Source organism: Barnesiella sp. An55 (assembly GCF_002161555.1).
GTDB classification, from domain to species: domain Bacteria; phylum Bacteroidota; class Bacteroidia; order Bacteroidales; family Barnesiellaceae; genus Barnesiella; species Barnesiella merdipullorum.
This window is the reverse complement of sequence record NZ_NFHZ01000003.1, coordinates 77,480-102,130: the sequence shown is the minus strand read 5'-3', so window position 1 is coordinate 102,130 and position 24,651 is coordinate 77,480. Positions and strand designations below refer to the sequence as shown.

Below are 24,651 nucleotides of genomic sequence, written 5' to 3'. Positions count from 1 at the left end.
GTGAAAAAGAGGCAATTTGGCATAATCAAACGTCGAAAACTTCGTTTTCCGTTTGCCTCTGCGCTCACCTTTCACTATCTTTGTACCCCATATATTAATTATAGTAAGCACATGAAAATAGAACAAATCATATCCGATGCCGCCACCAAGGCTGTAAAGGCCTTGTATGGAATCGACGCGGCCCCGGGGACTACCACTCCCCAAAAGACCAAAAAAGAGTTTGAAGGTAACCTCACCCTCGTGGTGTTCCCCTTCCTGAAAGCCTCGCACAAGGCTCCCGAAGCTACGGCTCAGGAGATTGGCGAGTATCTGAAGGAGCACGAACCGGCCGTTGCCTCGTTCAACGTGATCAAGGGCTTCCTCAACCTGGTCATCGCCCCGGCGTTCTGGAGCAATATGCTTCACCACATCGACGAGGAGGAGCACTTCGGCATCCGCCAGGCTACCCCCGATGCACCGCTCATCATGGTCGAGTACTCCTCGCCCAACACCAACAAGCCGCTGCACTTGGGTCACGTGCGCAACAACCTGCTGGGCTACAGCCTCTCGGAAATTTTGAAAGCCAACGGCAACCGGGTAGTGAAGACCAACATCGTGAACGACCGCGGTATCCACATCTGCAAGTCGATGCTGGCCTGGGAGAAGTGGGGCAACGGCATCACCCCCGAGAAGGCCGGCAAGAAGGGTGACCACCTCATCGGCGACTTCTACGTGCTCTTCGACAAGCACTACAAACAGGAGGTGAAGGAGCTGGAGGCCAAAGGCATGACTGCCGAAGAGGCCGAAGCCGCATCGCCCCTCATGCAGGAGGCCCGCGAAATGCTGCGCAAGTGGGAGGCAGGCGACCCCGAGGTGCGCAAGGTGTGGGAGATGATGAACAACTGGGTATATGCCGGATTCGACGAGACGTACCGTCGCCTGGGTGTCGATTTCGACAAGATATATTACGAGTCGCAGACCTACCTCGAAGGGAAGGCAAAGGTTCTCGAAGGGCTCGAAAAAGGAATCATGTTCCGCAAGGAAGACGGCTCGGTATGGGCCGACCTCACCAACGAAGGGCTCGACCAGAAACTGCTGCTGCGCAAAGACGGGACCTCGGTCTATATGACCCAGGATATCGGTACAGCCCAACAGCGGTTCAGAGACTACCCCATCGACAAGATGATTTATGTCGTGGGGAATGAACAAAACTACCACTTCCAGGTTCTCTCCATACTGCTCGACCGACTCGGGTTCAAGTGGGGCAAAGACCTGGTGCACTTCTCCTACGGTATGGTAGAGCTGCCCGAGGGCAAGATGAAGTCGCGCGAAGGTACGGTGGTCGATGCCGACGACCTCATGGACGAGATGATTGCCACGGCCCGCGAGACTTCGGCCGAACTGGGCAAACTCGACGGTTGCACCGCCGAAGAGGCCGAAGAGATTTCGCGCATCGTGGGTCTGGGAGCCTTGAAATACTTTATCCTGAAGGTCGATCCCCGCAAGAACATGACCTTCAATCCCAAAGAGTCGATCGACTTCAACGGCAACACGGGTCCCTTCATCCAATATACCCACGCCCGCATCTGCTCGGTAATGCGCAAGGCCGCCGAGGCCGGTATCGACTATCGTCACGAAGATACCAGCCACGTAGAGCCTACCGAAAAAGAGATTTCGCTCATTCAACATCTGGCCGATTTCCCCTCGGTAGTGGCCGAGGCCGGGCGCATCTACAGCCCCTCGCTCATTGCCAACTATGTATATGACTTGGTCAAAGAGTATAACCAGTTCTATCACGACTACTCGATTCTGCGCGAAGAGAACGCTCAGGTTCGGGCTTTCCGACTGATGCTCTCGGCCAATGTAGCCAAAGTCATCAAAACCGGTATGGGTCTGCTCGGTATCGAGGTACCCGACCGCATGTAACAACAATAACCCATAAATAGAACAGATATGGAAAACTTGTATGATTCTTCGTATAAATCGACCGCCAACTCATCGGTATTGTCGATTGTCATGCGCAAAGTTTATGTGCGCATGTTTCTGGCCCTTGTGGTGACCGCCTTCACGGCTCTTTATGTAGCCTCGTCGCCCTCCCTGCTGATGACCATCATGGGCAGCCGGGCCATCTTCTTCGGCCTGATCATTGCCGAGCTGGCCATCGTATTCGTCGTGTCGGGGATGCTCCACAAGCTCAGCTCGACCACGGCCGTGCTGCTCTTCTACCTCTATGCCATACTCAACGGCGTAGTGTTCTCGTCTATCTTCGTCGTCTATTCGCTGGGCTCCATCGCCTATACCTTCTTCATCACGGCCGGTGTATTCGGTGCCATGAGCGTGTATGGACTGGTGACCAAAAACGATATGACCAAGTTTGGCAGCTACTGCATGATGGCCCTCTTCGGACTCATCATCGCCACGGTAGTCAACATCTTCGTAGCCAGCAGCACCCTCGACTGGATTATCAGTTTCGTGGGTGTAGCCCTCTTCATCGGCCTCACCGCCTGGGATACACAGAAGATTAAGAATGCCGCCTATGTGGTAGAACCCTCGCAGATGGGCAAACTGGCCACCATCGGTGCCCTGTCGCTCTATCTCGACTTTATCAACCTGTTCCTCTACCTGCTCCGCTTCTTTGGCCGCGGCAACGATTAAGGAACCTCTGAATCAGGTATCTAAATACACGCAATATGACACAACCCCTTTTCATCTACAATACACTCGACCGCAAGAAGGAGGAGTTCAAACCGCTGAACCCGCCTTATGTGGGCATGTATGTGTGCGGCCCCACCGTCTATGGCGATGCTCACCTGGGGCACGCCCGCCCGGCTATCACATTCGATGTGCTGTTCCGCTATCTCAAACATCTGGGATATAAGGTGCGCTATGTGCGCAACATCACCGACGTGGGACACCTCGAAAACGATGCCGACGAAGGCGAAGACAAGATTGCCAAGAAGGCCCGCCTCGAATCGCTTGAACCGATGGAGGTGGTACAATATTACCTCAACCGCTACCACAAGGCGATGGAGGCTCTCAACGTGCTGCCCCCCAGCATCGAGCCGCACGCCTCGGGACACATCATCGAACAGATCGAGTATATCAAGAAGATTCTCGATGCCGGCTATGCCTATGTGAGCAACGGCTCGGTTTACTTCGACGTGGTGAAATACAACAAAGACCACCACTACGGCAAACTGTCGGGCCGCAACATCGACGACCTGCTCAACACCACCCGCGAGCTCGACGGGCAGAGCGAGAAGCACAACAGCTTCGACTTCGCCCTGTGGAAAAAGGCAGCCCCCGAGCACATCATGCGCTGGCCTTCGCCCTGGAGCGACGGATTCCCCGGCTGGCACCTCGAGTGCTCGACCATGAGCACCAAGTATCTAGGCGAGGAGTTCGACATTCACGGTGGCGGCATGGACCTGCTCTTCCCCCACCACGAGTGCGAGATTGCCCAGTCGGTAGCCGCTCAGGGACACGAGACCGTGCACTACTGGATGCACAACAACATGATTACGATTAACGGCCAGAAGATGGGCAAGTCGCTGGGCAACTTCATCACCCTCGACGAGTTCTTCTCCGGCAACCACAAGTTGCTGCAACAGGCCTACTCGCCCATGACCATCCGGTTCTTCATCCTGCAAGCCCACTACCGCAGCACCGTCGATTTCAGCAACGAGGCGCTGCAAGCTTCGGAAAAGGCCCTGCAACGCATGCTCGAGGGTTGGAACAACCTGGCCAAGATTACTCCGTCGGACAGCTCTACGGTCGATGTCAAGGCTATTCGCGAACACTGCTACGAGGCCATGAACGACGACCTGAGTACGCCCATCGTCATCTCGCACCTCTTCGAGGCCGTGAAGATAATCAACACGGCTCTGGCCGGCGAGGCTAAACTGACGGCCGACGATATCGCTCACCTGAAGGAGACCTTCTCGACCTTCCTGTTCGACATCATGGGCATCCGCGAGGAGGCCAAGGCTTCGGACGAAGGGAACGAGGCTTACCACAAGGCTGTCGATTTGCTGCTCGATGTTCGCAAAGAGGCCAAGGCCCGCAAGGACTGGAGCACCTCGGACTACATCCGCGACAAGTTGACCGAAATCGGTTTCGAAATCAAAGATACCAAAGAGGGTGTAGAGTGGAAACTGAAATAACTCCTCTCGACCCAATATAAAAGGAGGCCCGGGACCATAATCCCGGGCCTCCTTTTTTGTATATGCACTGTCATATCCATGCCTTGTGCGAGGCCACCGCAGAAGCAATAGCCCCCGTCGCGGCAAGATTATCGCTTCATTTCGGCCACAAACTCGTTGGCCTTGGCCACCGCTTTGGTAATGTGATCGCAGATGTGGTCGTCGCCGATGAGCTTGTCGATATTGGCCTTCTTGAGGGTCTCGTGTACCCGGGGATTAACCCCCGAGAGGATGACGTGAATCTTCTCCTTCTGCGACGAAGTAATCAATATCTCAAGGTTGTGAATGGCGGTAGAGTCGATAAAGGGAACCTTGCGCATGCGGATAATGCGCACCAGCGGACGGTCGGCCATGCTACGCATGAGTTCGTCAAATTTGGTAGCGATGCCAAAGAAGAAGGGCCCCTCGATTTCGTACACCTCTACCCCCTTGGCCACCTTCAACACCTCGTGCTGATTCGACTCGGTGCCGTGAGCAATATCGAGTTCGTCGTGGAATACCGAGATACGGGTCGTCTCGGTCATACGACGCAAGAAGAGTACCACGGCCAGCAACAGACCTATCTCGATGGCAATCGTGAGGTTGAAGATAACGGTGAGCAGGAAGGTGATGATGAGCACCGATACGTCGGACTTGGGATTCTTCAACAACGAACGCACCGTGCGCCAGCCGCTCATGTTATAGGCAACCACAATCAGTACACCGGCCAGACACGACATGGGAACGAGCTGGATGAGCGGCATGAGGAAAAGGAATATCAGCAACAACACCACGGCGTGTATCATGCCGGCTACGGGAGTGCGACCCCCGTTGTTAATGTTGGTCATGGTGCGGGCAATGGCGCCGGTCACGGGGATTCCACCGAAGAAAGGTACCACGATGTTGGCAGCTCCCTGGGCTATCAACTCGGTGTTCGAGTTGGTTTTGTCGCCGGTCACACCATCAGCTACGGTAGCCGAAAGCAACGACTCGATGGCTCCCAGCACGGCGATGGTGAAGGCCGGGGAGAGGAGCTGGTTTATGGTATCCATATTGATATTGAGCGATTGCGGCTCGGGCACCTCGTTGCTGATATTGAACCGGTCGCCAATCGTCTCGATACCCTCGATACCCCAGATATGACGGAGCACATAGACCAGCACCGTCATGAGAATAATGGCCATGAGCGAGCCCGGTATCTTGTTGGATATGCGCGGCGTATAGGCAATGATGAGAATACTGAGCACCCCGATGCCCAACGACCAGAAGTTGGTAGAGTCGATATGCTGGAAGTAGGCAATCCACTTCGATATGAAATCGGCAGGCACACTCTCCATCGTGAGTCCCAGCAGATCTTTTATCTGCGTGGCAAAGATGGTAAGGGCGATACCGCTGGTAAATCCTACCACAATGGGATAGGGAATGAACTTGATGATGGTCCCCAGTCTGAAACAGCCCATGAGCACCAGAATCAACCCCGCCATGAAGGTGGCGATGGCCAGCCCCTCGAGACCATAGGTCTGAATGATGCCATAGACAATGACAATAAAAGCTCCGGTGGGGCCGCCTATCTGCACGCTGTTACCCCCCAGAAACGAAACGATAAAGCCACCGATGATGGCCGTGATAAGACCCTTCTCGGGCGATACCCCCGAGGCGATACCAAAAGCAATGGCCAGTGGCAGCGCCACGATGCCCACGATGATACCGGCCATGAGGTCTTTGAGGAATCTCTCTTTGGAATAGTTTGCCAACGAAGCCACAAACTTCGGGTGAAAATCCAATCTGCTTTTCATCTTTTTCTTTTTACCTGATAATACCTATTTACCTATCTCCCCACAGGGAGTCTCGCTCCTCACATTTGTAACCATGCCGATGGACAATGGCTATGAAGAGCAGCCGACTTCACCGTCGGCCAGAAAAAACAGCGGCAAAATTAACTCTTTTTTATGGTTCGGAAGATACGTTTGCTGAAAAAATTTAAATACACGCCCCGATGGAGCCCGGCCGATAGCTCCGGTCTTTATTCAAAAGCCCCCTCTACAGAAAGCAATTGTCCTCTTTGCCACAAGAAACCTTGTGGCAAAGGGGACAACCCAAACGCTATCTCACGGCAAAGCTATCGCCGAAGCCTCTGGCTCCCGGCTCTCTTTACCAACGACTAAATCTTCTTGGTGTAGGCCCGACGGCGCTTGTGCTGGTGACGCTCAAAGTATTGCCACTGCGACTGCACCTTCTCATTCTCCTCGAGCTCGGGGTTACTCTCGGCATACTTATAGCCGTTGCGGATGAAGACGGGGATAAGATCCGAGAAGAGGAGAGCATTGACCCCCTTGCTCTGATAGTCGGGACGCACGGCCACCAACAGCAGATCGACGCCGTCGTTTTTCCCTTTGAGCGCTTTGAGCAGATGGATGAAACCGAAGGGGAAGAGGCGGCCACGCGATTTCTGCAACGCCTTCGACATGGAGGGGATGGCAATACCCACGGCAATGAGATCATCGTGCTCATCGACAATGAGGGTCACATTCTCGAGACGCAACAAGGGGATGTACATATTGACATAGTAGTCGATTTGACGCTGCGAGAGAGCCGAATAGCCATACAGATTGGCGTAGGCATCGTTGATGAGATCGAAAATCTTCTGACCGTAATTTCCCTTATGAACCTCCGAAGCCTTCTTGAACTTGAGGATGCGCAGGTTGTACTTGCGTTGCACGATATCGCTGATGCGCTGATGCTTCTCGGGCACACACTCGGGCACCTTGATTTTGTACTCAACCCAATCGACGGCCTTTTCATAACCCAACCCTTCGATGTGATCGACATAGTAGGGATAGTTATAAATCGAAGCCATGGTGCTGAGCTGGTCGTAACCCTCGACAAGCAATCCCTCGGGATCCATATCGGTAAAACCCAGGGGACCATGCATCTGGTTCATCCCTTTGGATCGGGCCCATTTCTCTACGGCATCGAAGAGCGCTTTGCTCACCTCGCGGTCGTCGATAAAATCGACAAAACCAAATCGGGCCGCCTTCTCGCCTGTCTTTTCGTTGACTTTGCGGTTGATGATACCGGCAATGCGACCCACAGGTTTGCCGTCGCGATAGGCCATGTAATAAACCGACTCGCAAAAGTCGAAAGCCGGGTTGCTTTTTGCACTGAGGGTACCCACCTCGTCCAGGACCAACGAAGGCACATAGTACTCGTTGTCTTTGTACAGGTCGATCGAGAATTTCGCAAATTTCTTCAGGGCACGATTCCCGGCAATTTCCTTAATTGTGATTGACATGATGTTTATAATTTCAGCAAAATATTCCTCACTATCTATCCCCTGCTACTCTTTAATACCATAGGCAAGGTCACCGGCATCGCCAAGGCCGGGCACGATATAGGAGTGGTCGTCGAGCTCGTCGTCGATAGCTCCTACCCACAGCGTTGTATCGTCGGGGAAGTGCTGTTTCACATAATCGATAGCCTGCCGGCTTGCAATGACCGACGCAATGTGTACACTCTTGGGGTTGCCCTTGGTGAGCAACGCCTTGTACGAGAGCTCCATGGAACCACCCGTGGCGAGCATGGGGTCAGTAATAACCAAGACCTTTCCGTCGAGACGGGGTGAGGCGATATACTCGATGAAGATATCGAAATTGAGTTTATCCTTATACTTGCGATAAGCCGAAACAAACGCATTTTCGGCATCGTCGAGGCAACTGAGGAATCCCTGGTGAAACGGGAGGCCTGCCCGCAGAATCGTAGCCAGCACAACCGTATCGTCGGGAAGGTTGACCCGGGCGGTACCCAACGGAGTAGTTACCTCTTTTTCGGAGTAGTGGAGGCGATGACTTATCTCATAAGCCATGATTTCGCCTATACGCTCAAGATTTCGACGAAACCGAATTCGGTCGTTTTGAACATTTACATCCCGCAATTCGGCCATGAAACGGTTTACTACCGAGTTTTTCTCGGCAAAATTGATAACTTCCATATTTTTCTATTTTTTTGCCGAAGAACAAAAGTACGTATAAATTTTGTTTTAGAAAATTATAAATTGTTTTTTCTCCTTTTTAACCTAAAAAAAGCGCCGTTTTGCAATGCCGGCATAGCGATTGAGGGTATATTTGTAATAAATACAAACAATTAGCGAAAATTTTCTTTAATTAAATCGCTACTTGTAGAATTTGTTGTTAATTTTGCAGTCGGTTTTCATGGACTAAGAAAATAGAGTAATATTTTATAAACCATTAAATTCAAGAACAATGGCAACATTAGATTTAAGCAAGTATGGTATTAAAGATGTAAAAGAGATTTTACACAATCCTTCTTACGAAGTACTGTTTGAGGAAGAGACCAAAGCAGGCTTGGAAGGCTACGAAAAAGGTCAGGTAACTGAGCTTGGTGCTGTGAATGTAATGACGGGTATCTATACCGGTCGTTCTCCCAAAGATAAATTCTTTGTTATGAATGAGGCCAGCAAGGACACTCTGTGGTGGACTAGCGACGAATATAAAAACGACAACAAACCTTGCTCCGAAGCTGCTTGGGCCGATTTGAAAGCCAAAGCCGTAAAAGAACTCTCGGGCAAGAGACTGTTCGTGATGGATACTTTCTGCGGTGCCAACCCTGCTACCCGCCTGAAAGTACGTTTCATCATGGAGGTTGCTTGGCAAGCTCACTTCGTAAAGAACATGTTTATCCGTCCTACCGAAGAGGAACTGGCCAACTATGGCGAACCCGATTTCGTATCGTTCAACGCCGCCAAAGCCAAAGTTGACAACTACAAAGAACTGGGCTTGAACTCCGAAACCGCTACGGTATTCAACCTGAAGACCAACGAGCAAGTAATCTTGAACACCTGGTACGGTGGTGAGATGAAAAAAGGTATCTTCTCGATCATGAACTACCTGAACCCCTTGAGAGGCATGGCTTCGATGCACTGCTCGGCCAACACCGACAAAGAGGGCAAGAGCACCGCTATCTTCTTCGGTCTCTCCGGTACAGGTAAAACTACTCTTTCGACCGACCCGAAACGTCTGCTCATCGGTGATGACGAACACGGATGGGACAACGACGGTGTATTCAACTACGAAGGTGGTTGCTATGCCAAGGTTATCAACCTCGATAAAGACAGCGAGCCCGATATCTACAACGCCATCAAACGCGACGCCCTCCTCGAGAACGTTACGGTTGACGCCAACGGCAAAATCGACTTCGCCGATAAGAGCGTAACGGAGAACACCCGTGTATCGTATCCTATCTACCACATCAACAACATCGTTAAACCCGTATCGAAAGGCCCGCACGCCAAACAGGTTATCTTCCTGTCGGCCGATGCATTCGGTGTATTGCCCCCCGTTTCTATCCTGAACGCCGAGCAAACGAAATACTACTTCCTCTCGGGCTTCACCGCCAAATTGGCCGGTACCGAGCGTGGTATCACCGAGCCTACTCCTACCTTCTCGGCTTGCTTCGGTGCAGCCTTCCTGTCGTTGCATCCTACCAAATATGCCGAAGAGCTGGTTAAGAAGATGGAAATGGTTGGTGCCAAGGCTTACCTGGTAAATACCGGTTGGAACGGAACTGGCAAACGTATCTCGATTCGCGATACTCGTGGTATCATCGACGCCATCCTCGACGGTTCTATCGACAAGGCTCCGACGAAAGTTATCCCCTACTTCGACTTCGTTGTTCCTACCGAACTGCCGGGTGTTGACAAGAACATCCTCGATCCTCGCGACACGTATGCCAATCCTGCCGATTGGGATGCCAAAGCCAAAGACCTGGCTGGCCGCTTCATCAAGAACTTCGCTAAGTTCGAAGGAAACGCCGCTGGTAAGGCTCTGGTTGCCGCTGGCCCGAAACTCTAATCGAAAATCGATTGACCAAATAAAAACCGAGGCTGCCCCGCACAGGAGCAGCCTCGGTTGCTTTTTAAAGAAACAATGTCACACACGACACACATGCCCCGTAGCGCCACTCACACGAGAGCCGCCACAAAAGCATAGATAAAATAGCCGCAAAGCGACACCTTGATAATCACCCCCAGCAAAAATCCCAGGAAGGCACCCAAACCGGCCTTGAGAGCTTCGTGCGTGAGTTTGCCTGCCAACAGTTCGCCCACGATGGCCCCCACGAGAGGACCCAGAATAATTCCCCACGGGGGAAAAAGAAACATGCCCAGTACCATGCCGGCAATACAACCGCGATTCCCCCACTTGCTGCCGCCTCCATACTTGGTACCGATGAGAGGCGTAAAGTAGTCGAGCACCTGCACCACGATGACCAGTATGGCCCACACGACAAGTTGCGTAACGGTAAACTGCACCCGGTCGGTTATGTGGAGCAACAGCATACCCACATAGGCGAGCGGCGGCCCGGGCAATGCGGGCAGAAAACAGCCGGCCAACCCCACGAGCAGACACACGGCTCCCAGAATAATCCAAACGATATCCATATCGGTTCTCTTTTTTTTGTAATAGTGGTTATTGATTCCCCTTGTCGCCTGGCGGATGTCCCCCCTGCCAATCCCGGGGCTTACCGGTACAAAGATAGCATAATTGACGAACGAAACAAATTCGACGGCCATCACTGCGATATCGGGCAGAAACGATACACACCACACATATACCGAGATGTTGCGGCAAAAAGAGCCCGATTATCGACTCATTTTACAGCCGGGATTTCCTATTTTCTACAAAAAAAAGTATCTTCGTAAATCAATTATACACTTCAAACCGCGGAAGCAATGGAAGATTGGCTCTCACGAACCCGCCAGCTGATAGGCGACGACGCCTTGGAGCGGCTGCACCACGCACACGTAATGGTGGTGGGTGTGGGCGGCGTGGGCGCCTATGCCGCCGAAATGATTGCGCGCGCCGGGGTAGGCCGCATGACCATCATCGACGGCGACACGGTGGCCGAGAGCAACCTCAACCGTCAGCTCGTGGCCTTGCACAGCACACTGGGCCGACCCAAGACCGAGGTGCTGGCAGCCCGATTGCTCGACATCAACCCCGAGCTGAAGCTCAACGCCGAATTCCGGTATCTCGAGGCCGACGATATCGCCCCCTTGCTCGAACGCGAACCCATCGACTTCGTGGTCGATGCCATCGACACCCTGGCCCCCAAGATAGCCCTCATCACCTACTGCCTGCGGCACAAGGTGAAGATTGTTTCGTCGATGGGAGCAGGAGGTCGCAAAGACCCCTCGGCCATACGCCTGGCCGATATTGCCGACACCTACCACTGCGGTCTGGCCCGAGCCGTGCGGCTGCGGCTGCGCAAAGCAGGCATCTCGAAAGGATTGAAAACGGTATTTTCGACCGAGCAGGCCGACCCTCATGCCGTGGTCGCAGTCGAAGGCGAACGCAATAAAAAATCGACCGTAGGCACCATCTCGTACCTGCCGGCCCTGTTTGGGTGCCACCTGGCCAGCTATGTCATTGGAAAACTCACTGAGACATGATAGAGATTAAAAACATACACAAGAGTTATGGCTCCCTGGAGGTGCTCAAAGGTATCGACGCCACCATCGAGCAGGGCGAGATTGTCGCCATCGTGGGTGCAAGCGGCGCCGGTAAAACCACCCTGCTGCAAATCGTGGGCACCCTCGACAAGCCCGACAGCGGCGAGATACGCTACGACGGCAAACGGGTGGACAACCTGCCCGACCGTGAGATGGCCCGCTTCAGAAACGGCCACATCGGGTTTGTTTTTCAGTTTCACCAACTGTTACCCGAATTCTCGGCTCTCGAAAACGTGATGATTCCCGCCCTCATCGGAGGGCGCAGCAGCTCGGAGGCCGAACGGGAAGCCAAACGGATACTCGATTTTCTGAATCTGGGCGACCGCCTCGGCCACAAACCGGCCCAACTCTCGGGCGGCGAAAAGCAACGGGTAGCCGTGGCCCGGGCTCTCATCAACCGTCCGTCGGTGATTTTGGCTGACGAGCCGTCGGGCAGCCTCGACTCGAAAAACAAAATCGAACTGCACAAACTCTTTTTCGACCTGCGCGACGAGTTCAAACAGACGTTTGTCATCGTCACCCACGACGAAACACTGGCCCAGATGACCGACCGTATCCTGTTCATGAAAGACGGCTCAATCGTCGATCCGGCCGAGAAGGACGAAGAGGAATCCCCCGCAACCGAGGAGGACAAGGTATGAAACGGCTTGCGATATTCCACGGGTGGTTCTGGGTGGTGCCGTTGCTTCTGGCAACGACAGCCTGCGAGAAAGAGGAGGATATCTACGGGGTCTTTTACCTCGATATCGTCACCTGTCACCATCACGACGGGAATACCTACTTTACCCACCAGGCTACCGATTCGGCCCCGATGGATACCCTCTACCCCACCGAAACCCCAAACGAGTCGCTCACGGCCGAAGGGGTGCGCGTGCTGCTGCAATACAAGCCCCTCGAATCGTTGGGCGAGAATCGTGAACGGATAGAGATACAGGCGCTCTCGGCCATCCACTTCGACACGCTGCGACTGGTCTCGCACGAGCAATTGGCCCAATTGCCCAACGATACCCTCTACCTGCAAAGCATCTGGAAAACGGGCGATTTTCTCAACCTGCGATACCGCATCGACTATCACAGCCGCCCCCACGGCATCAGACTCGTGGCCGACGAATCGACACTCGAGAGCGATACCCTCAAGGTGGAGTTGCGCCACAGCCGCAACGACGACCCCGAGGGGCACTGGACCAACCTCTACTCGTCGTTCAACATCGAGGCCTACCGCAGCCGGCCCTACACCACGTTGCAGGTATATGTCAATCAAGTCAACTTCGATTATAAATATTATTACTTCAAATTACATTGATTATGGAAGAGAAAAAAGAGATTCAAATAGAGCTGTCGGCCGCCGTAGCCGAAGGCACCTACTCCAACCTGGCTATCATTTCGCACGCTCCGTCGGAGTTTGTCATCGACTTCATCCGGGTCACCCCGGGTGCCCCCAAAGCGCCGGTGAAATCGCGCATCATCCTCACGGCCGAACATGCCAAACGACTGCTGTTTGCCCTTCAGGACAACATCCGCAAATATGAGGCCCAGTTCGGTCCCATCCAGATGAACGACCCGCAACGCGGCGGCGGTATGCCTCCCTTCATGGCTCCCGGTGGCGAGGCTTAACCATATCCCGGGGTGTGGTCGCATGGCCCCGCCCCTACATAATTCTTATTAAAAACTGGCAACATGAACATCACCCTGCAACAGTGGCTGGCCCGGCAGCCCTACACCCAAACGACCGACAGCGACCGCTATTACACGCGACTGGCCAACCAATTATATGACGAAATAAAACGCTCGCCTATGAAAGCACAGTGGAACGACGAATCCCTGAAATCGATCTGCTGCGACCTGGTGGGCTACTTTGCCGATATCTTGTCGGGGACGGGCTTGTGGGCATCGCTGCTTGCCCAGCACCGGGCCTTCTATGGCCGCACGCTTCCTTTCTTCGACACGGCCAACTACTACGAGGGTGAGGTGAACCGGGAAGATGTGCGGGTACTGTTGTGGTATCTGTCGGCCGCCTACGGCAACGAACACGAGGTGCTGTCACCGCTCGACGACAACCTCATCGCTACGGCCGATCTTATCTACAACTTACTGGAAGGTGAATACGAGACCGCTCCCGATTCGCCGCTGCTGCAAGAGTTCTGTTTGCCCGAACTCAACGAAACGACCGACCCCGAAGCGCGCTACCGATTTGCCGAGTGGCTCTTTTGGGAATCCTATCTGCTGGGCCCGTCGAACCGCTCGCTGGCCCGCCAACTGCTGCACGAGGTCCACAGCAAGTCTCACAGCGACAAAGAGAAGTTGAGCCGACTCGAGAAACTGCGTCGGGAGTCGCTCTATACCCTGCCGGCCGGGCCGCTGGCCCTCTTTGCCCACGAATGGGTGTCGCTGTTGTGGCAACACACCCTGCCCGAAGAGCCCGAGGAGAAAAAAGAGCTGCACCCCTATTACCAGCAGTTTACCCAATCGACCGGAGGCGCACCCGTGAAGTACCTGGGCTCGTATGCCGAACTCGACCGTTTCCTCACCGAGGGGATGCAATGGGGCGAGACCGAGGGCGGGCATCTCTCGCACCTGGCTCACAAAAAGAACTTCGTACTCTATGTGACTCCCTATAAGGGAATGTTGATAGCCTCGGATATTGCCCAGTTCATCGCCGACCCGGCCAACCCCTACTACAACGCCGAGGAGGCTCGAAAGGGGGCCATATCGCTGCTCACCGTTCCCGGCCGATGTCCTATCGACCTGCTGCTCTACCTCTGCTCTCACAGCCTGCTGCCCGATGCCTGCTTTGCCGACGGCGACCCGCATCTCGTGGCCGACAACTGGGATTTCATTGCCCGTTGCCTCCTGCAAGACTACTACCGGGCTGTGTAAGATTGTAATATTGGCATCACCACTCCCTTCCCCTTACCGCATCTGCGACAGATGCAGGATGCGCTGGTTGCGACTTCCCCGAAAGGAGAGCGTGGGGTCGAACTGCGCCTGCACAAAGGGACCATCGACCAGCGTATCGATATAGTCGAGGCAGGGGCGACGCGCCTCATCGGCCAACAAAGCCTCATAGGTGTAGCCGGTATAGCACCAGATATTCTGTTGAGTTTCGGCCTTGAGCCGTTGCAACAGAGCCAGCAGGGCCGGCGGATTGTAAAAGGGGTCTCCCCCCGAGAGGGTGATGCCGTCGAGCAAGGGGTTGCCCTGTATCTCGGCCACCATGCGGTCGAGCAGAGCTCCGGTGAGCGGCTCACCCGCCGCCGGATTCCAGCTGCCGGGATTGTGACACCCCGGGCAGCGGTGCGTACACCCGGCCAGATAGATGGCATAACGAATCCCGAAACCATCGGAGATGGTCTCTGGATATACCTGGATAAGATGTAGCGGCTCCTCCATCTACCTGTGCTTTACACGGTCGCGTTCCTCGGCCTGCTTGGCCGAATTCCACGACTCGAGACTGCCGGTAAGGTAACCGGTAATGCGACGCATACGCGATATGTCCTCGCTCTTGCACACGGGGCACTGCGTATAGATGACCCCCCGATACCCGCACGCGCGGCAGGTATCGACCGGGTGGTTTATCGAACCGTAACCGATGCCCTCGTCGTGCATCACCTTCACGATTTTCAGAATAACCGATATATTCTTCTTGGCTTCACCGTCGAGCTCGACATAGGTGATATGGCCGCCCCGGGTAATGGCGTGGAAGGGGGCCTCCTTCTTGATCTTCTCGACGATGGTTACCGGCTCCTTCACATCGATATGGAACGAGTTGACGTAGTATTCGCGGTCGGTTACCCCCGGGATAACCCCGTAGCGCTTGCGATCCAGACGGGTGAAGCGCCCCGAAAGCCCCTCGGCCGGCGTGGCCAGTACCGAGTAGTTGAGGTGATAGCGGGTCTTGTACTCCTCGACCACGTTGTTCATCACCACCACGGCATCGTAGAGCGTTTGCCAGGCCTCGTGGCTGTGGGCGTGCCCCTCGCCATAGATGGCGCACATGGCATTGTGTCCGCCAATGAAGCCGATGCCCAGCGTACCACTGTCGATCACATCGCCCACCTCTTCGTCGGGGCGCAAGCGGCCTCCACCCTTCCACACATCGTTGCCCATCATGAAGGGGAACTGACGGGCGAGCGCCTTGCGCTGATACTCATACCGCTCGTGCAGTTGCTCGGCTATCATTGCGGCAGTGGTGCGCACCTTCTCGAGGAAGAGGATACGAGCCTCGCGACGAATGGCATGCTTGTCGCCATCGGGGTGCAACTCCTCGGCTTCGCGCCGGGCTTCGATAGCCAGGCGGGTCATATTCATCGAGGTAAAAGAGAGATTGCCCCGCCCCCACGAACTCTTTGCGCCGTGCAGATTCTCGAATACCCGAGTGCGACATCCCATCGTGGCCACCTCGTAGCGGAAACGGTCGGGGTCGTCGGCCCGCCAGAGTTCATTTTGGTTATAGGGCGCATCGAGAAAGAGGAAATTGGGGAAGAGCGAGGTCGATGTGGTGCGACACGCCTCGAGCAAGAGGTCGAAGTTGGGCGCCTTGAAGGCGATGCGTCCGGCCATCGCCCCTTCGAAGTCGGCCATTGCTACGGCATAATCCTCATCGCTGTACGAAACGCCCTCTTTCACCTTGAAAATCTGAATGGGAAAGACCGGCACTTCGCCGTGGCCCAACCCCTCGGTAGTGGCCGAGAGCAGCTCGCGTATGACCATACGCCCCTCGGGCGAGGTATCGGTGCCATAGTTTATCGAACTGAACACGACCTGGTTGCCGCCCCGCGAGTGCATCGTGTTGAGGTTATGCACCAACCCCTCCATGGCCTGATGCGTATCCCTGCGGGTTGTTTCGTAGCTTTGTGTCCAGGCGGTGCGAAACTCGTCGGGCGACAGCTCCACGCCCAACGTCTGCAACCGGGCCGCCAGCGCAGCCTGTTGGTCCTCGGAACCGGTAATCGAGGTCACCGTCTCGACTATCGGCTCCTTGAGCGACGGGTGGTCGCTGGCACCCCGCAACCGCAGAATAAAGTCGATGGCCATCTCGAGGTGTTTGCGGAAACTCTTCAACACACCAGGAGCCATAAAGTGATCGAAGGCCGGTATCGACTGCCCGCCGTGCTGCTCGTTCTGGTTGGTCTGGAACACGATGGTAGCCAGTGTGGCATAGCTCTGTATCGACTGGGGCGTGCGCACGGTGCCGTTTTTGGTGTAAAACCCGCGGTTGAAGATATCCTCCAGGTCGTACTGCACACAGGTTGTGGTCTTGGTGGGATAATAGTCGAGGTCGTGAATGTGAATGTCGCCCTCGCGATGAGCGCGCCCATAGCGTACCCCCACCAAGTACTTGTAGGCATAATCCTTGGTCACCTCCGAGGCAAAGGTCATCATCTGCCCGGCCGGCGTGTGCGACGACATGTTGGCATTGCTCAGGTTCACGTCGTTCTTCTCGACGGCCACAATGCCGTCCATCACCTGCTTCATCGAGGTGCGCTTCTCGCGCTCCTTGGTGCGCCACTCGCGATAGATGATAAACCGCTTGGCCACCGAGGGGTTGCGCTTCATCAACTGGCGCTCGACCAGGTCTTGAATCTCTTCGACCGAAATTTCGTTCTTGTCGATGGCTGCCGTCACCTCGGCCGCAATCTGCTTCACCGAGGCCTCATCGTCGTTGATGCCGTCGGCCCGATAAGCCTTGGCAATGGCCCGCTCGATCTTCTCAATCGAGAAACACTCCCGGGCACCATCGCGCTTGGCGATGGTAATACCTGCATAATCCATGCTGATAAGTTGTTAAGAAATTGGATACTGCGAGCGTCTCCTCGAACGCTCATTTGCTTCTCTCTCACTCCGGCAGGTCTTCTGGCTCTTCCCTGCCCGATGGCGCCTTCCCGACTCTACAGAAACAGATTCTCGTCAGTGGCTCGTGTCAACGGACTTTCACAGGAATTACAGCAGCGGGACTGCTCGGGATTTTCACCCGATTCCCTTTTTATCGGTGCTGTCCAACGGACAATACCGAACCGGAATGTGGGTGTAAAGGTACACAAATTTTGACCAACAAAACAACAATCGACAAAAGAAAAGTTCTCTCTTTGGGAATACTTTTTAAAATCAAATTCTAAAAAAGTTTCCCCAATAGATACACGAACCGACTCGTCCTGAAGATTTCAGCAAAGTACAATATCGATTATATTTATCTATAAACCAGACAATATAAAAAACATCCTGCCCTGCATTCCCCCGACCGGATGAACGGAAGATGCAAGGCAGGATATTCCTAAAAATTATTTCAACGACAGACTTCGATAAAATAAATTACCATCTATTCATTATTTCCAATCCAAAAGATTATTTCGCATACTCAATTTTACACGTGTAATCGATATATACTCTTTCGTGGAGGTGTAGTCGGTCGTCACACGCGAAATCTCAACGGGCATACCCGTTGCGTCGTCGAGGATATAATTATACTTGCTAAGCCGAGGTGTTGGACCGGCCCCCGACTCGGAGATTGTCGAGACCATGTGGGTTGCCCGTTTCCCTACGAGCCCGGCGAGTGCAAAGAATTTGTTGGGATCGCCAACCGAGTAGTCCCACCCTTCGGAGGTCAATACACACAACCAGTTCAGGTCGATATTGGCTCTGTTGAGCACATCGCCATAGGTAGCTCTATCGATTAGATTATTCTCGGCCCCCCACAGTCCCTGCACGGGATTTCCATTCTCCCAGGTAATGTGCGACACTCCCGGCTCCGACGTGCTCGACTCACATCCGATCAAATAGCCCTCGGTATCGTATGCCAACTGGTAGTTATATTTGCCCGTAATCCATTCGCCGTTTTTCTCATACGTATAGAAGTATTCACCCGATGCAACCCGACCGGCTTCGTCGAGCGTTGCCTTACCCTTGTCGCCATGCGGATCTTCAACCCCGTTTTCGGTCAATACGACGGTATAAGAGACCCCACCTTCGCCATAGGTAAGAGTCATCGAGCGGACTTCGTTAACACCATTCGAAACGATTTGAGAAAGCCGCCCCATCTCGTCGTAGAAGAAATCAAAGGCCGACGTCTCCTCGGGCACCACCGTCGTGCCGTCGTAATAGAAGTAGGCCGTCTCCAGGCGAGATACCCGAGGCTCATCGACAGCCGGGTTTTGAGGCTCTTCGCCACTCTCGGTCACAGCCTTCTGCTCGACGATAATCTCGATGCGGGTCGCACCGCACTCAATGGTCACGACCGCTTTACGGTCTTGCCCCGTGGTATTGACATCAAGCAGGATAGTAATCGTGTAACTGCCGGCCTTGTCGCCATGGTCGGGCGAAACCTTCACCCAGTCGGCCGCAGCCCGGGTCTCGGCTACCGTAGCCTTCCAAGGCCCGGTTGTGGTAAAGGTGATTCCCTGTGAGGGAGAGGCGGTCGTCTGGTCGGCATAGACCGTGTAGCTACTGGACACCCCATCGGCCAACTGGATGGCCTTGTCGGCCACAGCATCCTTCTCTTTCGAACAGCCCATCAAGAGAAGGGCCATCAAAGTAAATACATAAAAATTTTTCATCATAAGATTTTTCTTACATCCCGACTCTCGTGATGCGGTTAATGAATACAGAAAATGCAGAGTCGTCCACCCTTGCGGAGCACTTCCGATTGACAATCACCATCTGCCATAGCCACAAAGATAGAGATTGTTTTGGGTCGCACAACATATAAACCGACAAATGCATCTTATTGAATAAAAAACCTCGTTGAGGCTTTTCTCAGAGGCTCAACGAGGCTTTTTCTCTTGTCTCACGGGCGATAATCCCACACAGGATTATCCCGTTTTACACGCACAAATCTATATGTAAATGACTGTGCATTTCGTATTCTTATAGGAGGGCATGGCCTCGCCGATAGGAGCGCCTATATAGGTAGGATCGCAAATGACATACTTCGTACCATTGACCATCAGATAGTCGCCCTGGATATCGGTGCTGAATTGAACGGCCGTAGCCAGATGGCCCGGGTAATACAACAATACGACAGACCTTCCCAAGAGTTCACGCACCAGGATAGAATACAGAATGGCCCGATCTTCGCAATCGCTATAGGGGTAATAAATTGTCTCGTCGCCAAAGAGCGGACGCTCATAACCAAACTGCTCATCGTCGGTCTTGTATTCAAAGGCGGTTTGAACGAAATTGATAAGGATATTGGCGGCCTCTTCTTCCGACTTCCCGGCAATGGCGCTCTTCAAAACCGGATAGAGCCTGTCTTTCACCTCATCGCTCAAAGAAGAACGGGAGTAGGCATCCCAGTTGCTGCTGAGCGGGTAGTCGTTGTAAAAATCGATCAAGTTCTTATTGGTTCTCAAACGAACGGTTACCGAGGGATATTTCCTCGAGGTCAACACCCGATCGGGGGTCACCTCGAGAGCCAACTGAGGAGCATGCTTCATCGAGATAGAGAATATCTGCTCCTTGGGGAATGCCTGGTCATATACATACAGATTCTCTTTGACAGAGGTATTCAGGACATAAAACTTCGTCCCCCCCAGATAGACATAGCGATACTGATAAATCGTATAATCCGACGGGACAAGCAGAACCAACCGGGTACCGGCTCGGGCAATGCGCACCTTATACCCCGACTGGGTGAGTATATACATCTGCATCAGTGCAGCCTCACTCGACCAGGCCGACCCGAAGTAGCTCTCGGTGAGCCGTTGCAGCAGTATCACATAGGCCCAATCGCACAGATTCAGTTCGTCTCTCAAGCGCAAGCAATCGATTATCAAGTTGTTGTATGAATTCTGCGAGAGCATTGTCCAGGCCTCAGAGACCGATTGCTCGTCGATTTGCGACAGGGTAAACTTCTGCTCGGGCGACAGACTTACCGTGCACTTCGTATGGTAGAAGTCGAAGTCAAAGGTCGAAACCACCGGGGCAGGAGGCGGAACGATAGGCTCGACCGGTTGCGGAGCCGGAGTCCTGTCGGGGAGAGGTATCACTTCGTCGTAAGGAATCTCTTCGGGGCGACGCTTTTTGTCGGGGTCGGTCTTCACCGGCGGATCTACCGGCTCGGGGCGATCGGGTACCGGCTCGGGACTATTCAAGTCGGCCTTGGGCCACGGTTCCTGCATGAAACGGGCATACTCGGCATTGGCCTGATCTCTGAAACTGGCATACTCCTTTCGCACCTGGTCGGAGAACTGGCTATACTCCTCGAGGGCCTGTTTCTTAAACTCCTCATAGGGATCCTGTGCATTACCCTTGGCAGGGAGTAATGCACAAAGAGCTATGATAATACACAATCTTCTATTCATATTCTTTCTGTCATCGATTAATAACCCGAACTAATCAACCACGACAGGCTAATTGACAATTTGTTTTGTATGGTTTTATAACCACTGCCCAACGAAGAGTAGGATTTGTGATCGTTCAAGCCCTTGGCATACTGGGCATTGATTTGAATAGAACCGATTCTGAATCCTACACCTACCTCGGCGGCCATATTGAAACGCTTGGGATACCCCGCTTCGCCATAGCAATCGGTATATTCTTCTACCGAGTCGTCTTTCTTTCCAAAAGCTCCATAAATGCTATAATTAAACCCGACTCCACCATGGAACGACAGGGCCACGGTACTCGAGAAGGGTAGTCTGTAATACAGGTGTACGGGCACATAGGCGCAATGCTCCAGAAATTCGTCGTAGGCGTAACCATCGTCGTTGAACGACATATACAACTCATAGAACGCACCCGTGTAGAGGCCCAATCCAAAAGAGAAACAGGGTTGGAAATGAAGTCCTACCTGCATACCATGAAGCGAGGTACCCTCTCCATCGGACCAAAAACCATTTTCTTTAAGTTTCATACCATTGCCGGTAGTCACCAGCTGCTTGGAGACATATCCCATTGAGAAACCTACCGGACGCACATCGTACTCGCGCTGCCAGGGCCATACTATCGAATTCTTGGCCTTGATAGGGAACTCATAAATCGATTTGCTTTTCTCCGAAATCTTCTCGGTGCGCTCTTTATAGTTTCCGCCATACGACATTCTGAAACGATAGCGCCCATAAGGCAGATTCAACCGGAATGACGAGCCTGAGCTTTGTAGCTGATGATTATGATAGGCACCATCCAAACGGTTGACCGTCAAATAGGCATTCACCCGCTCGCCCTGATACGAGGCATACAGCTCAACGGTTTTCTTTTTCACAATCTGGAACTGGTACTCCCGACTCACATTATCATCGACATACCACGAAACGGTATCGCCTATACCCCCCTTAAGGGCTACCAACGTGTAGGAAAGGCCCTCATACAGGGGGACGTTGCTTTGCGGCAATCGGCCATACAGTTTCCCATTGATATACAACTGGGCATCGTCCTGCTCGCAAGTGAAGTTGAAAAAATGCTTTTTGCGCATATTAAAATCGAAGTGCGAACGCGAACCATCGACATGGATAACCGTGTCTAACTGGGTTGCTCCCGATATGAGAAACAACCTGTGCTCACCATAAGTGGTATTTTTTTTCTCACACGGGGTAACCTGAGGCAACCGCTGGTCGTCGAAGATGACAATGGATCCCGGGGGATCGGTGGCAAACGAGAGGTTTATCGACTTTTCGTTTTCCAGCATAAACTCATACATCTTGGTCTGCTCCAGTTTAAGGGGCCCAACCTTGACCGAACCATACTCGGGATGGTAGATGGTTATTCCCACATGGTCGCCGGCCGTGACATACAACCAGTATGAATCGGGGTGCTTGTCGCGTGTGGGAAACTCCTCGCCGGCCTTGTTACACCCGGCCGTAAACGAGATTTGGAACCGGCGGCTCTCGTCGGGCAACATATTCCTAAACTTGATTACCAACAGTGCCGCAGGGTCTCCATTGTCGTCGGTAGGCCACTGGTCTTTCAAGTATTCATAGGAGAGGTCGCCTCCTCCCATATCGCCATCATAGGCTTGATAGCTCAACATCCGAAACGAATCGGATATGTATCGCAATTGGGCCGATGCATGGATGGCCAAGATAGCCACCAATGCAGTAGTTATCAGTTTCTTCATATGTTTCATTTATACATAGGGTCAGATTCCACCCAACCTGAATCGATTTAAAAACCTGTCCAACGAAGCGTCTTCGTTCTTTTCGGGAATCCAGGCTCTCACCCGTATAGTGGGATACTCGCCTCGCATATCCAGATGCAGCAGGAGGTAGCCCGAGTCGGCATAATTATCGGAGAAATAGCTCTGCTTGATCTGTATCCCGTAAGCTTCACCGTTGATAATGCCATTGGTATTTATTTTCTTGATGATGTTATCTTCAAAAATCAGATGTACAAACTCTTTGGAAGCGAAGCTCTTTTTCAGTTTGGCAATATATTCGCCCTTGGTGTAATGATTATAGCGAACGGTCTTGATACTTTGTTCCTCGGGCAGATTAAGCCCCCCTTCCAGGAAGGTCCCTTTTCCTATCGTCTGACACACGACACCGGTAATAATAATGGCCTTGCTGGAAAAAATACTCTGGATGAAATCCAACCGTTTCAACGCGTAGGCCGTTTGATAGTCTTCCAGGAAAGACATGATCGAGTATCTCGAGGCTTCGCTCCACTTGGCCGCGGCCTTGAAGATATCGTCTTCGGCCCGTTGGGTCAACCCGAAAGCTACCGAAGCTATTTTCTTGTTTCGGTCAAATCTGAATCGTATCTCTTCGACAAACGTGTTTCCCCGCCCTCTGAACTTGAATTTCATCGGGAGCGACTTGCCTATGACATAAGGGCCTCCACTTTTCCAAAACGAATATTGAGGATCTCCCACAATCGAGGCCTTGCCCAGGTCCAGCATCTGCTTAAAGAGGTTGAAACCATCGGGGGTAAAGCAGTCCTGCACGGGGGCAATATCGCCTGCACGCACGGCTGCCTCGACCCGCTCCATGACAGCTCGATACTCTACATCGTCGCTTATCGGTTCCAGCTGCAATCGCTCGACCTTATTCTGCACAATGGGGGGTGCTATCGAAGCACTCGCTACCGATACCGCCTCTTCGAGTTTCTGTTGTGTACTCTTTTTATTATCGGCCACAATCACCCCCCGGCGATTCTTCACCGGCAAGGCTACTGCGGCATTGGGGAAACTTTGGGGCTTGATCAGTTCAAGCACGGCCCGCAACTCGGCATCGAAATTCTTGGCCTGGTTCTCAAATTTATAGTCATAGCGGATGCGCAACTCCTTGTCGGGCAGTCTGTCGAAATTGACAATGGCTACCCCATCATGTACCCGGCAGGGACCTACATATCGCTCGCCATTGTTGTAGTAGAACTCCAGGTCGGAAACCGGCTCGCCCAAATATGAGAAGCGCAGCTTCACTTCATACTTGTCGATGGGGTTACCCGTCTCCACACACTCTTCAACCTCGGCATCAAGGGTATTGAAGATGTTGTTGATCTTGGTATCCAACCACAACTTGAGATTGGTCTTTTTCCCGTCGATATCGCTATACACGGTTTTGGGATGGGCAATAAGCAGCATGAGGGCCCAGTTGTAGTAGCGCAAAGCCACATTAATCTGCAACTGTCTCTCGCCCTCCATCCCCGAGGCGACAAAGTCCGAAATCTTCTTTTCCCGCTCTTGAAAGATATTTTTCAAGTCGGTCACTTTTACATAACGAAGCACCGTCACCACGCCCGGCTCACTCTCGTCTATAATCTGCCCTACGTTGGGGAGGGTACCAAACGAGAAGGAGCGTACCTGGCTATTTACTTTGCTCTGGTAATCGAGCCCGTTACTGGTATCGTGTTGCGACAACTCCTCTTCATAGACGCTTCCCAGCGATACCGATATCTGGCTGACAAGCATCTCCAAAGCGGCCTTGTCGGCCTCTTCGAGAGTCGAAGCACTTGCTTTACCACATTTATATGCCGAATTATTCAAATAGCTATTCATTTTCTCTGCCACACTCTGTGCCCCCAAAGAGGCCGGGAGAA

At 53.1% G+C, this 24,651-nt stretch carries 19 protein-coding genes and 1 riboswitch; of the genes, 9 read left to right on the top strand and 10 right to left on the bottom strand.

Annotation, left to right across the window (positions count from 1 at the left end):
* The first annotated feature begins 111 nt into the window (after positions 1 to 111).
* The 3 genes from argS to cysS are packed head-to-tail and all read left to right on the top strand — an operon-like array spanning position 112 to position 4,142.
* Positions 112 to 1,905, top strand: a complete 1,794-nt coding sequence (argS, locus tag B5G10_RS02755; protein ID WP_087423245.1) for an arginine--tRNA ligase — start codon at positions 112 to 114, stop codon at positions 1,903 to 1,905.
* Positions 1,906 to 1,932: 27 nt separating this feature from the next.
* Positions 1,933 to 2,634 (top strand): Bax inhibitor-1/YccA family protein, encoded by a 702-nt coding sequence (locus B5G10_RS02750; RefSeq protein WP_087423244.1) that lies wholly within the window; start codon positions 1,933 to 1,935, stop codon positions 2,632 to 2,634.
* A 35-nt stretch (positions 2,635 to 2,669) separates the two neighbouring features.
* Positions 2,670 to 4,142: a cysteine--tRNA ligase gene (gene cysS, locus B5G10_RS02745; protein ID WP_087423243.1), complete on the top strand. Its 1,473-nt coding sequence runs from the start codon at positions 2,670 to 2,672 to the stop codon at positions 4,140 to 4,142.
* 128 nt (positions 4,143 to 4,270) lie between these two features.
* Here cysS and sulP read toward each other — a convergent pair whose 3' ends face one another.
* The 3 genes from sulP to upp all read right to left on the bottom strand — a co-directional run bounded on the left by sulP (position 4,271) and on the right by upp (position 8,148).
* A complete protein-coding gene (gene sulP, locus B5G10_RS02740) occupies positions 4,271 to 5,956 on the bottom strand; it encodes a sulfate permease (RefSeq protein WP_087423242.1) in 1,686 nt (561 codons plus the stop codon).
* A 365-nt stretch (positions 5,957 to 6,321) separates the two neighbouring features.
* Positions 6,322 to 7,452, bottom strand: coding sequence for an N-acetyltransferase (locus B5G10_RS02735; protein ID WP_087423241.1), 1,131 nt, complete (start codon positions 7,450 to 7,452; stop codon positions 6,322 to 6,324).
* Between the two features lie 45 nt (positions 7,453 to 7,497).
* Positions 7,498 to 8,148, bottom strand: coding sequence for a uracil phosphoribosyltransferase (gene upp / locus B5G10_RS02730; protein ID WP_087423240.1), 651 nt, complete (start codon positions 8,146 to 8,148; stop codon positions 7,498 to 7,500).
* 271 nt (positions 8,149 to 8,419) lie between these two features.
* Here upp and pckA point away from each other — a divergent pair, with 271 nt between their 5' ends.
* Positions 8,420 to 10,027: a phosphoenolpyruvate carboxykinase (ATP) gene (pckA, locus tag B5G10_RS02725; protein WP_087423239.1), complete on the top strand. Its 1,608-nt coding sequence runs from the start codon at positions 8,420 to 8,422 to the stop codon at positions 10,025 to 10,027.
* 110 nt (positions 10,028 to 10,137) lie between these two features.
* On the opposite strand, the gene B5G10_RS02720 is transcribed toward pckA, so the two are convergent.
* Positions 10,138 to 10,614 (bottom strand): DUF456 domain-containing protein, encoded by a 477-nt coding sequence (locus B5G10_RS02720; protein ID WP_087423341.1) that lies wholly within the window; start codon positions 10,612 to 10,614, stop codon positions 10,138 to 10,140.
* Between the two features lie 291 nt (positions 10,615 to 10,905).
* On the opposite strand from B5G10_RS02720, the gene B5G10_RS02715 reads away from it, so the two are divergent.
* The 5 genes from B5G10_RS02715 to B5G10_RS02695 all read left to right on the top strand — a co-directional run bounded on the left by B5G10_RS02715 (position 10,906) and on the right by B5G10_RS02695 (position 14,562).
* Positions 10,906 to 11,625, top strand: coding sequence for a tRNA threonylcarbamoyladenosine dehydratase (locus B5G10_RS02715; protein WP_087423238.1), 720 nt, complete (start codon positions 10,906 to 10,908; stop codon positions 11,623 to 11,625).
* Positions 11,622 to 12,326 carry an ABC transporter ATP-binding protein gene (locus B5G10_RS02710; RefSeq protein ID WP_087423237.1) on the top strand — a complete coding sequence of 235 codons (705 nt, stop codon included), beginning with the start codon at positions 11,622 to 11,624 and terminating at the stop codon, positions 12,324 to 12,326. Before B5G10_RS02715 ends, B5G10_RS02710 begins: the two co-directional genes overlap by 4 nt.
* A complete protein-coding gene (locus B5G10_RS02705; RefSeq protein WP_087423236.1) occupies positions 12,323 to 12,988 on the top strand; it encodes a NigD-like protein in 666 nt (221 codons plus the stop codon). The genes B5G10_RS02710 and B5G10_RS02705 overlap by 4 nt, the downstream gene beginning before the upstream one ends.
* 2 nt (positions 12,989 to 12,990) lie before the next feature.
* On the top strand, positions 12,991 to 13,299 hold the full coding sequence (locus tag B5G10_RS02700; RefSeq protein WP_087423235.1) for a DUF3467 domain-containing protein: 309 nt from the start codon (positions 12,991 to 12,993) through the stop codon (positions 13,297 to 13,299).
* A 63-nt stretch (positions 13,300 to 13,362) separates the two neighbouring features.
* A complete protein-coding gene (locus B5G10_RS02695) occupies positions 13,363 to 14,562 on the top strand; it encodes a DUF3843 family protein (protein WP_087423234.1) in 1,200 nt (399 codons plus the stop codon).
* Positions 14,563 to 14,595: 33 nt separating this feature from the next.
* Here B5G10_RS02695 and nrdG read toward each other — a convergent pair whose 3' ends face one another.
* The 6 genes from nrdG to B5G10_RS02665 form a co-directional block, all read right to left on the bottom strand.
* Positions 14,596 to 15,075, bottom strand: coding sequence for an anaerobic ribonucleoside-triphosphate reductase activating protein (gene nrdG / locus B5G10_RS02690; protein WP_087423233.1), 480 nt, complete (start codon positions 15,073 to 15,075; stop codon positions 14,596 to 14,598).
* A complete protein-coding gene (locus B5G10_RS02685) occupies positions 15,076 to 17,457 on the bottom strand; it encodes an anaerobic ribonucleoside triphosphate reductase (RefSeq protein WP_087423232.1) in 2,382 nt (793 codons plus the stop codon).
* 53 nt (positions 17,458 to 17,510) lie between these two features.
* A riboswitch (cobalamin riboswitch) is annotated at positions 17,511 to 17,719 on the bottom strand.
* A 289-nt stretch (positions 17,720 to 18,008) separates the two neighbouring features.
* Positions 18,009 to 19,238: a DUF4595 domain-containing protein gene (locus B5G10_RS02680; RefSeq protein WP_087423231.1), complete on the bottom strand. Its 1,230-nt coding sequence runs from the start codon at positions 19,236 to 19,238 to the stop codon at positions 18,009 to 18,011.
* Between the two features lie 276 nt (positions 19,239 to 19,514).
* Complete coding sequence (locus tag B5G10_RS02675; RefSeq protein ID WP_143241036.1) at positions 19,515 to 20,981, bottom strand: hypothetical protein; 1,467 nt, start codon at positions 20,979 to 20,981, stop codon at positions 19,515 to 19,517.
* Positions 20,982 to 20,998: 17 nt separating this feature from the next.
* The gene (locus B5G10_RS02670) at positions 20,999 to 22,732 is read right to left on the bottom strand and encodes a hypothetical protein (protein WP_087423229.1); all 1,734 of its coding nucleotides are present in this window, start codon (positions 22,730 to 22,732) and stop codon (positions 20,999 to 21,001) included.
* A gap of 21 nt (positions 22,733 to 22,753) precedes the next feature.
* Positions 22,754 to 24,598, bottom strand: a complete 1,845-nt coding sequence (locus B5G10_RS02665) for a hypothetical protein (RefSeq protein ID WP_143241035.1) — start codon at positions 24,596 to 24,598, stop codon at positions 22,754 to 22,756.
* Between the last annotated feature and the right edge of the window lie 53 nt (positions 24,599 to 24,651).

What these genes read in the sequence shown, in the direction of transcription:
- nrdG (WP_087423233.1), bottom strand. Translation starts at nt 15,075, where the DNA reads ATGGAGGAGCCGCTACATCTTATCCAGGTATATCCAGAGACCATCTCC.
- B5G10_RS02695 (WP_087423234.1), top strand. Translation starts at nt 13,363, where the DNA reads ATGAACATCACCCTGCAACAGTGGCTGGCCCGGCAGCCCTACACCCAA.
- sulP (WP_087423242.1), bottom strand. Translation starts at nt 5,956, where the DNA reads ATGAAAAGCAGATTGGATTTTCACCCGAAGTTTGTGGCTTCGTTGGCA.
- B5G10_RS02705 (WP_087423236.1), top strand. Translation starts at nt 12,323, where the DNA reads ATGAAACGGCTTGCGATATTCCACGGGTGGTTCTGGGTGGTGCCGTTG.
- B5G10_RS02700 (WP_087423235.1), top strand. Translation starts at nt 12,991, where the DNA reads ATGGAAGAGAAAAAAGAGATTCAAATAGAGCTGTCGGCCGCCGTAGCC.
- B5G10_RS02670 (WP_087423229.1), bottom strand. Translation starts at nt 22,732, where the DNA reads ATGAAGAAACTGATAACTACTGCATTGGTGGCTATCTTGGCCATCCAT.
- B5G10_RS02735 (WP_087423241.1), bottom strand. Translation starts at nt 7,452, where the DNA reads ATGTCAATCACAATTAAGGAAATTGCCGGGAATCGTGCCCTGAAGAAA.
- B5G10_RS02715 (WP_087423238.1), top strand. Translation starts at nt 10,906, where the DNA reads ATGGAAGATTGGCTCTCACGAACCCGCCAGCTGATAGGCGACGACGCC.
- B5G10_RS02685 (WP_087423232.1), bottom strand. Translation starts at nt 17,457, where the DNA reads ATGGATTATGCAGGTATTACCATCGCCAAGCGCGATGGTGCCCGGGAG.
- B5G10_RS02675 (WP_143241036.1), bottom strand. Translation starts at nt 20,981, where the DNA reads ATGAATAGAAGATTGTGTATTATCATAGCTCTTTGTGCATTACTCCCT.
- cysS (WP_087423243.1), top strand. Translation starts at nt 2,670, where the DNA reads ATGACACAACCCCTTTTCATCTACAATACACTCGACCGCAAGAAGGAG.
- upp (WP_087423240.1), bottom strand. Translation starts at nt 8,148, where the DNA reads ATGGAAGTTATCAATTTTGCCGAGAAAAACTCGGTAGTAAACCGTTTC.
- B5G10_RS02680 (WP_087423231.1), bottom strand. Translation starts at nt 19,238, where the DNA reads ATGATGAAAAATTTTTATGTATTTACTTTGATGGCCCTTCTCTTGATG.
- B5G10_RS02720 (WP_087423341.1), bottom strand. Translation starts at nt 10,614, where the DNA reads ATGGATATCGTTTGGATTATTCTGGGAGCCGTGTGTCTGCTCGTGGGG.
- B5G10_RS02710 (WP_087423237.1), top strand. Translation starts at nt 11,622, where the DNA reads ATGATAGAGATTAAAAACATACACAAGAGTTATGGCTCCCTGGAGGTG.
- argS (WP_087423245.1), top strand. Translation starts at nt 112, where the DNA reads ATGAAAATAGAACAAATCATATCCGATGCCGCCACCAAGGCTGTAAAG.
- pckA (WP_087423239.1), top strand. Translation starts at nt 8,420, where the DNA reads ATGGCAACATTAGATTTAAGCAAGTATGGTATTAAAGATGTAAAAGAG.
- B5G10_RS02750 (WP_087423244.1), top strand. Translation starts at nt 1,933, where the DNA reads ATGGAAAACTTGTATGATTCTTCGTATAAATCGACCGCCAACTCATCG.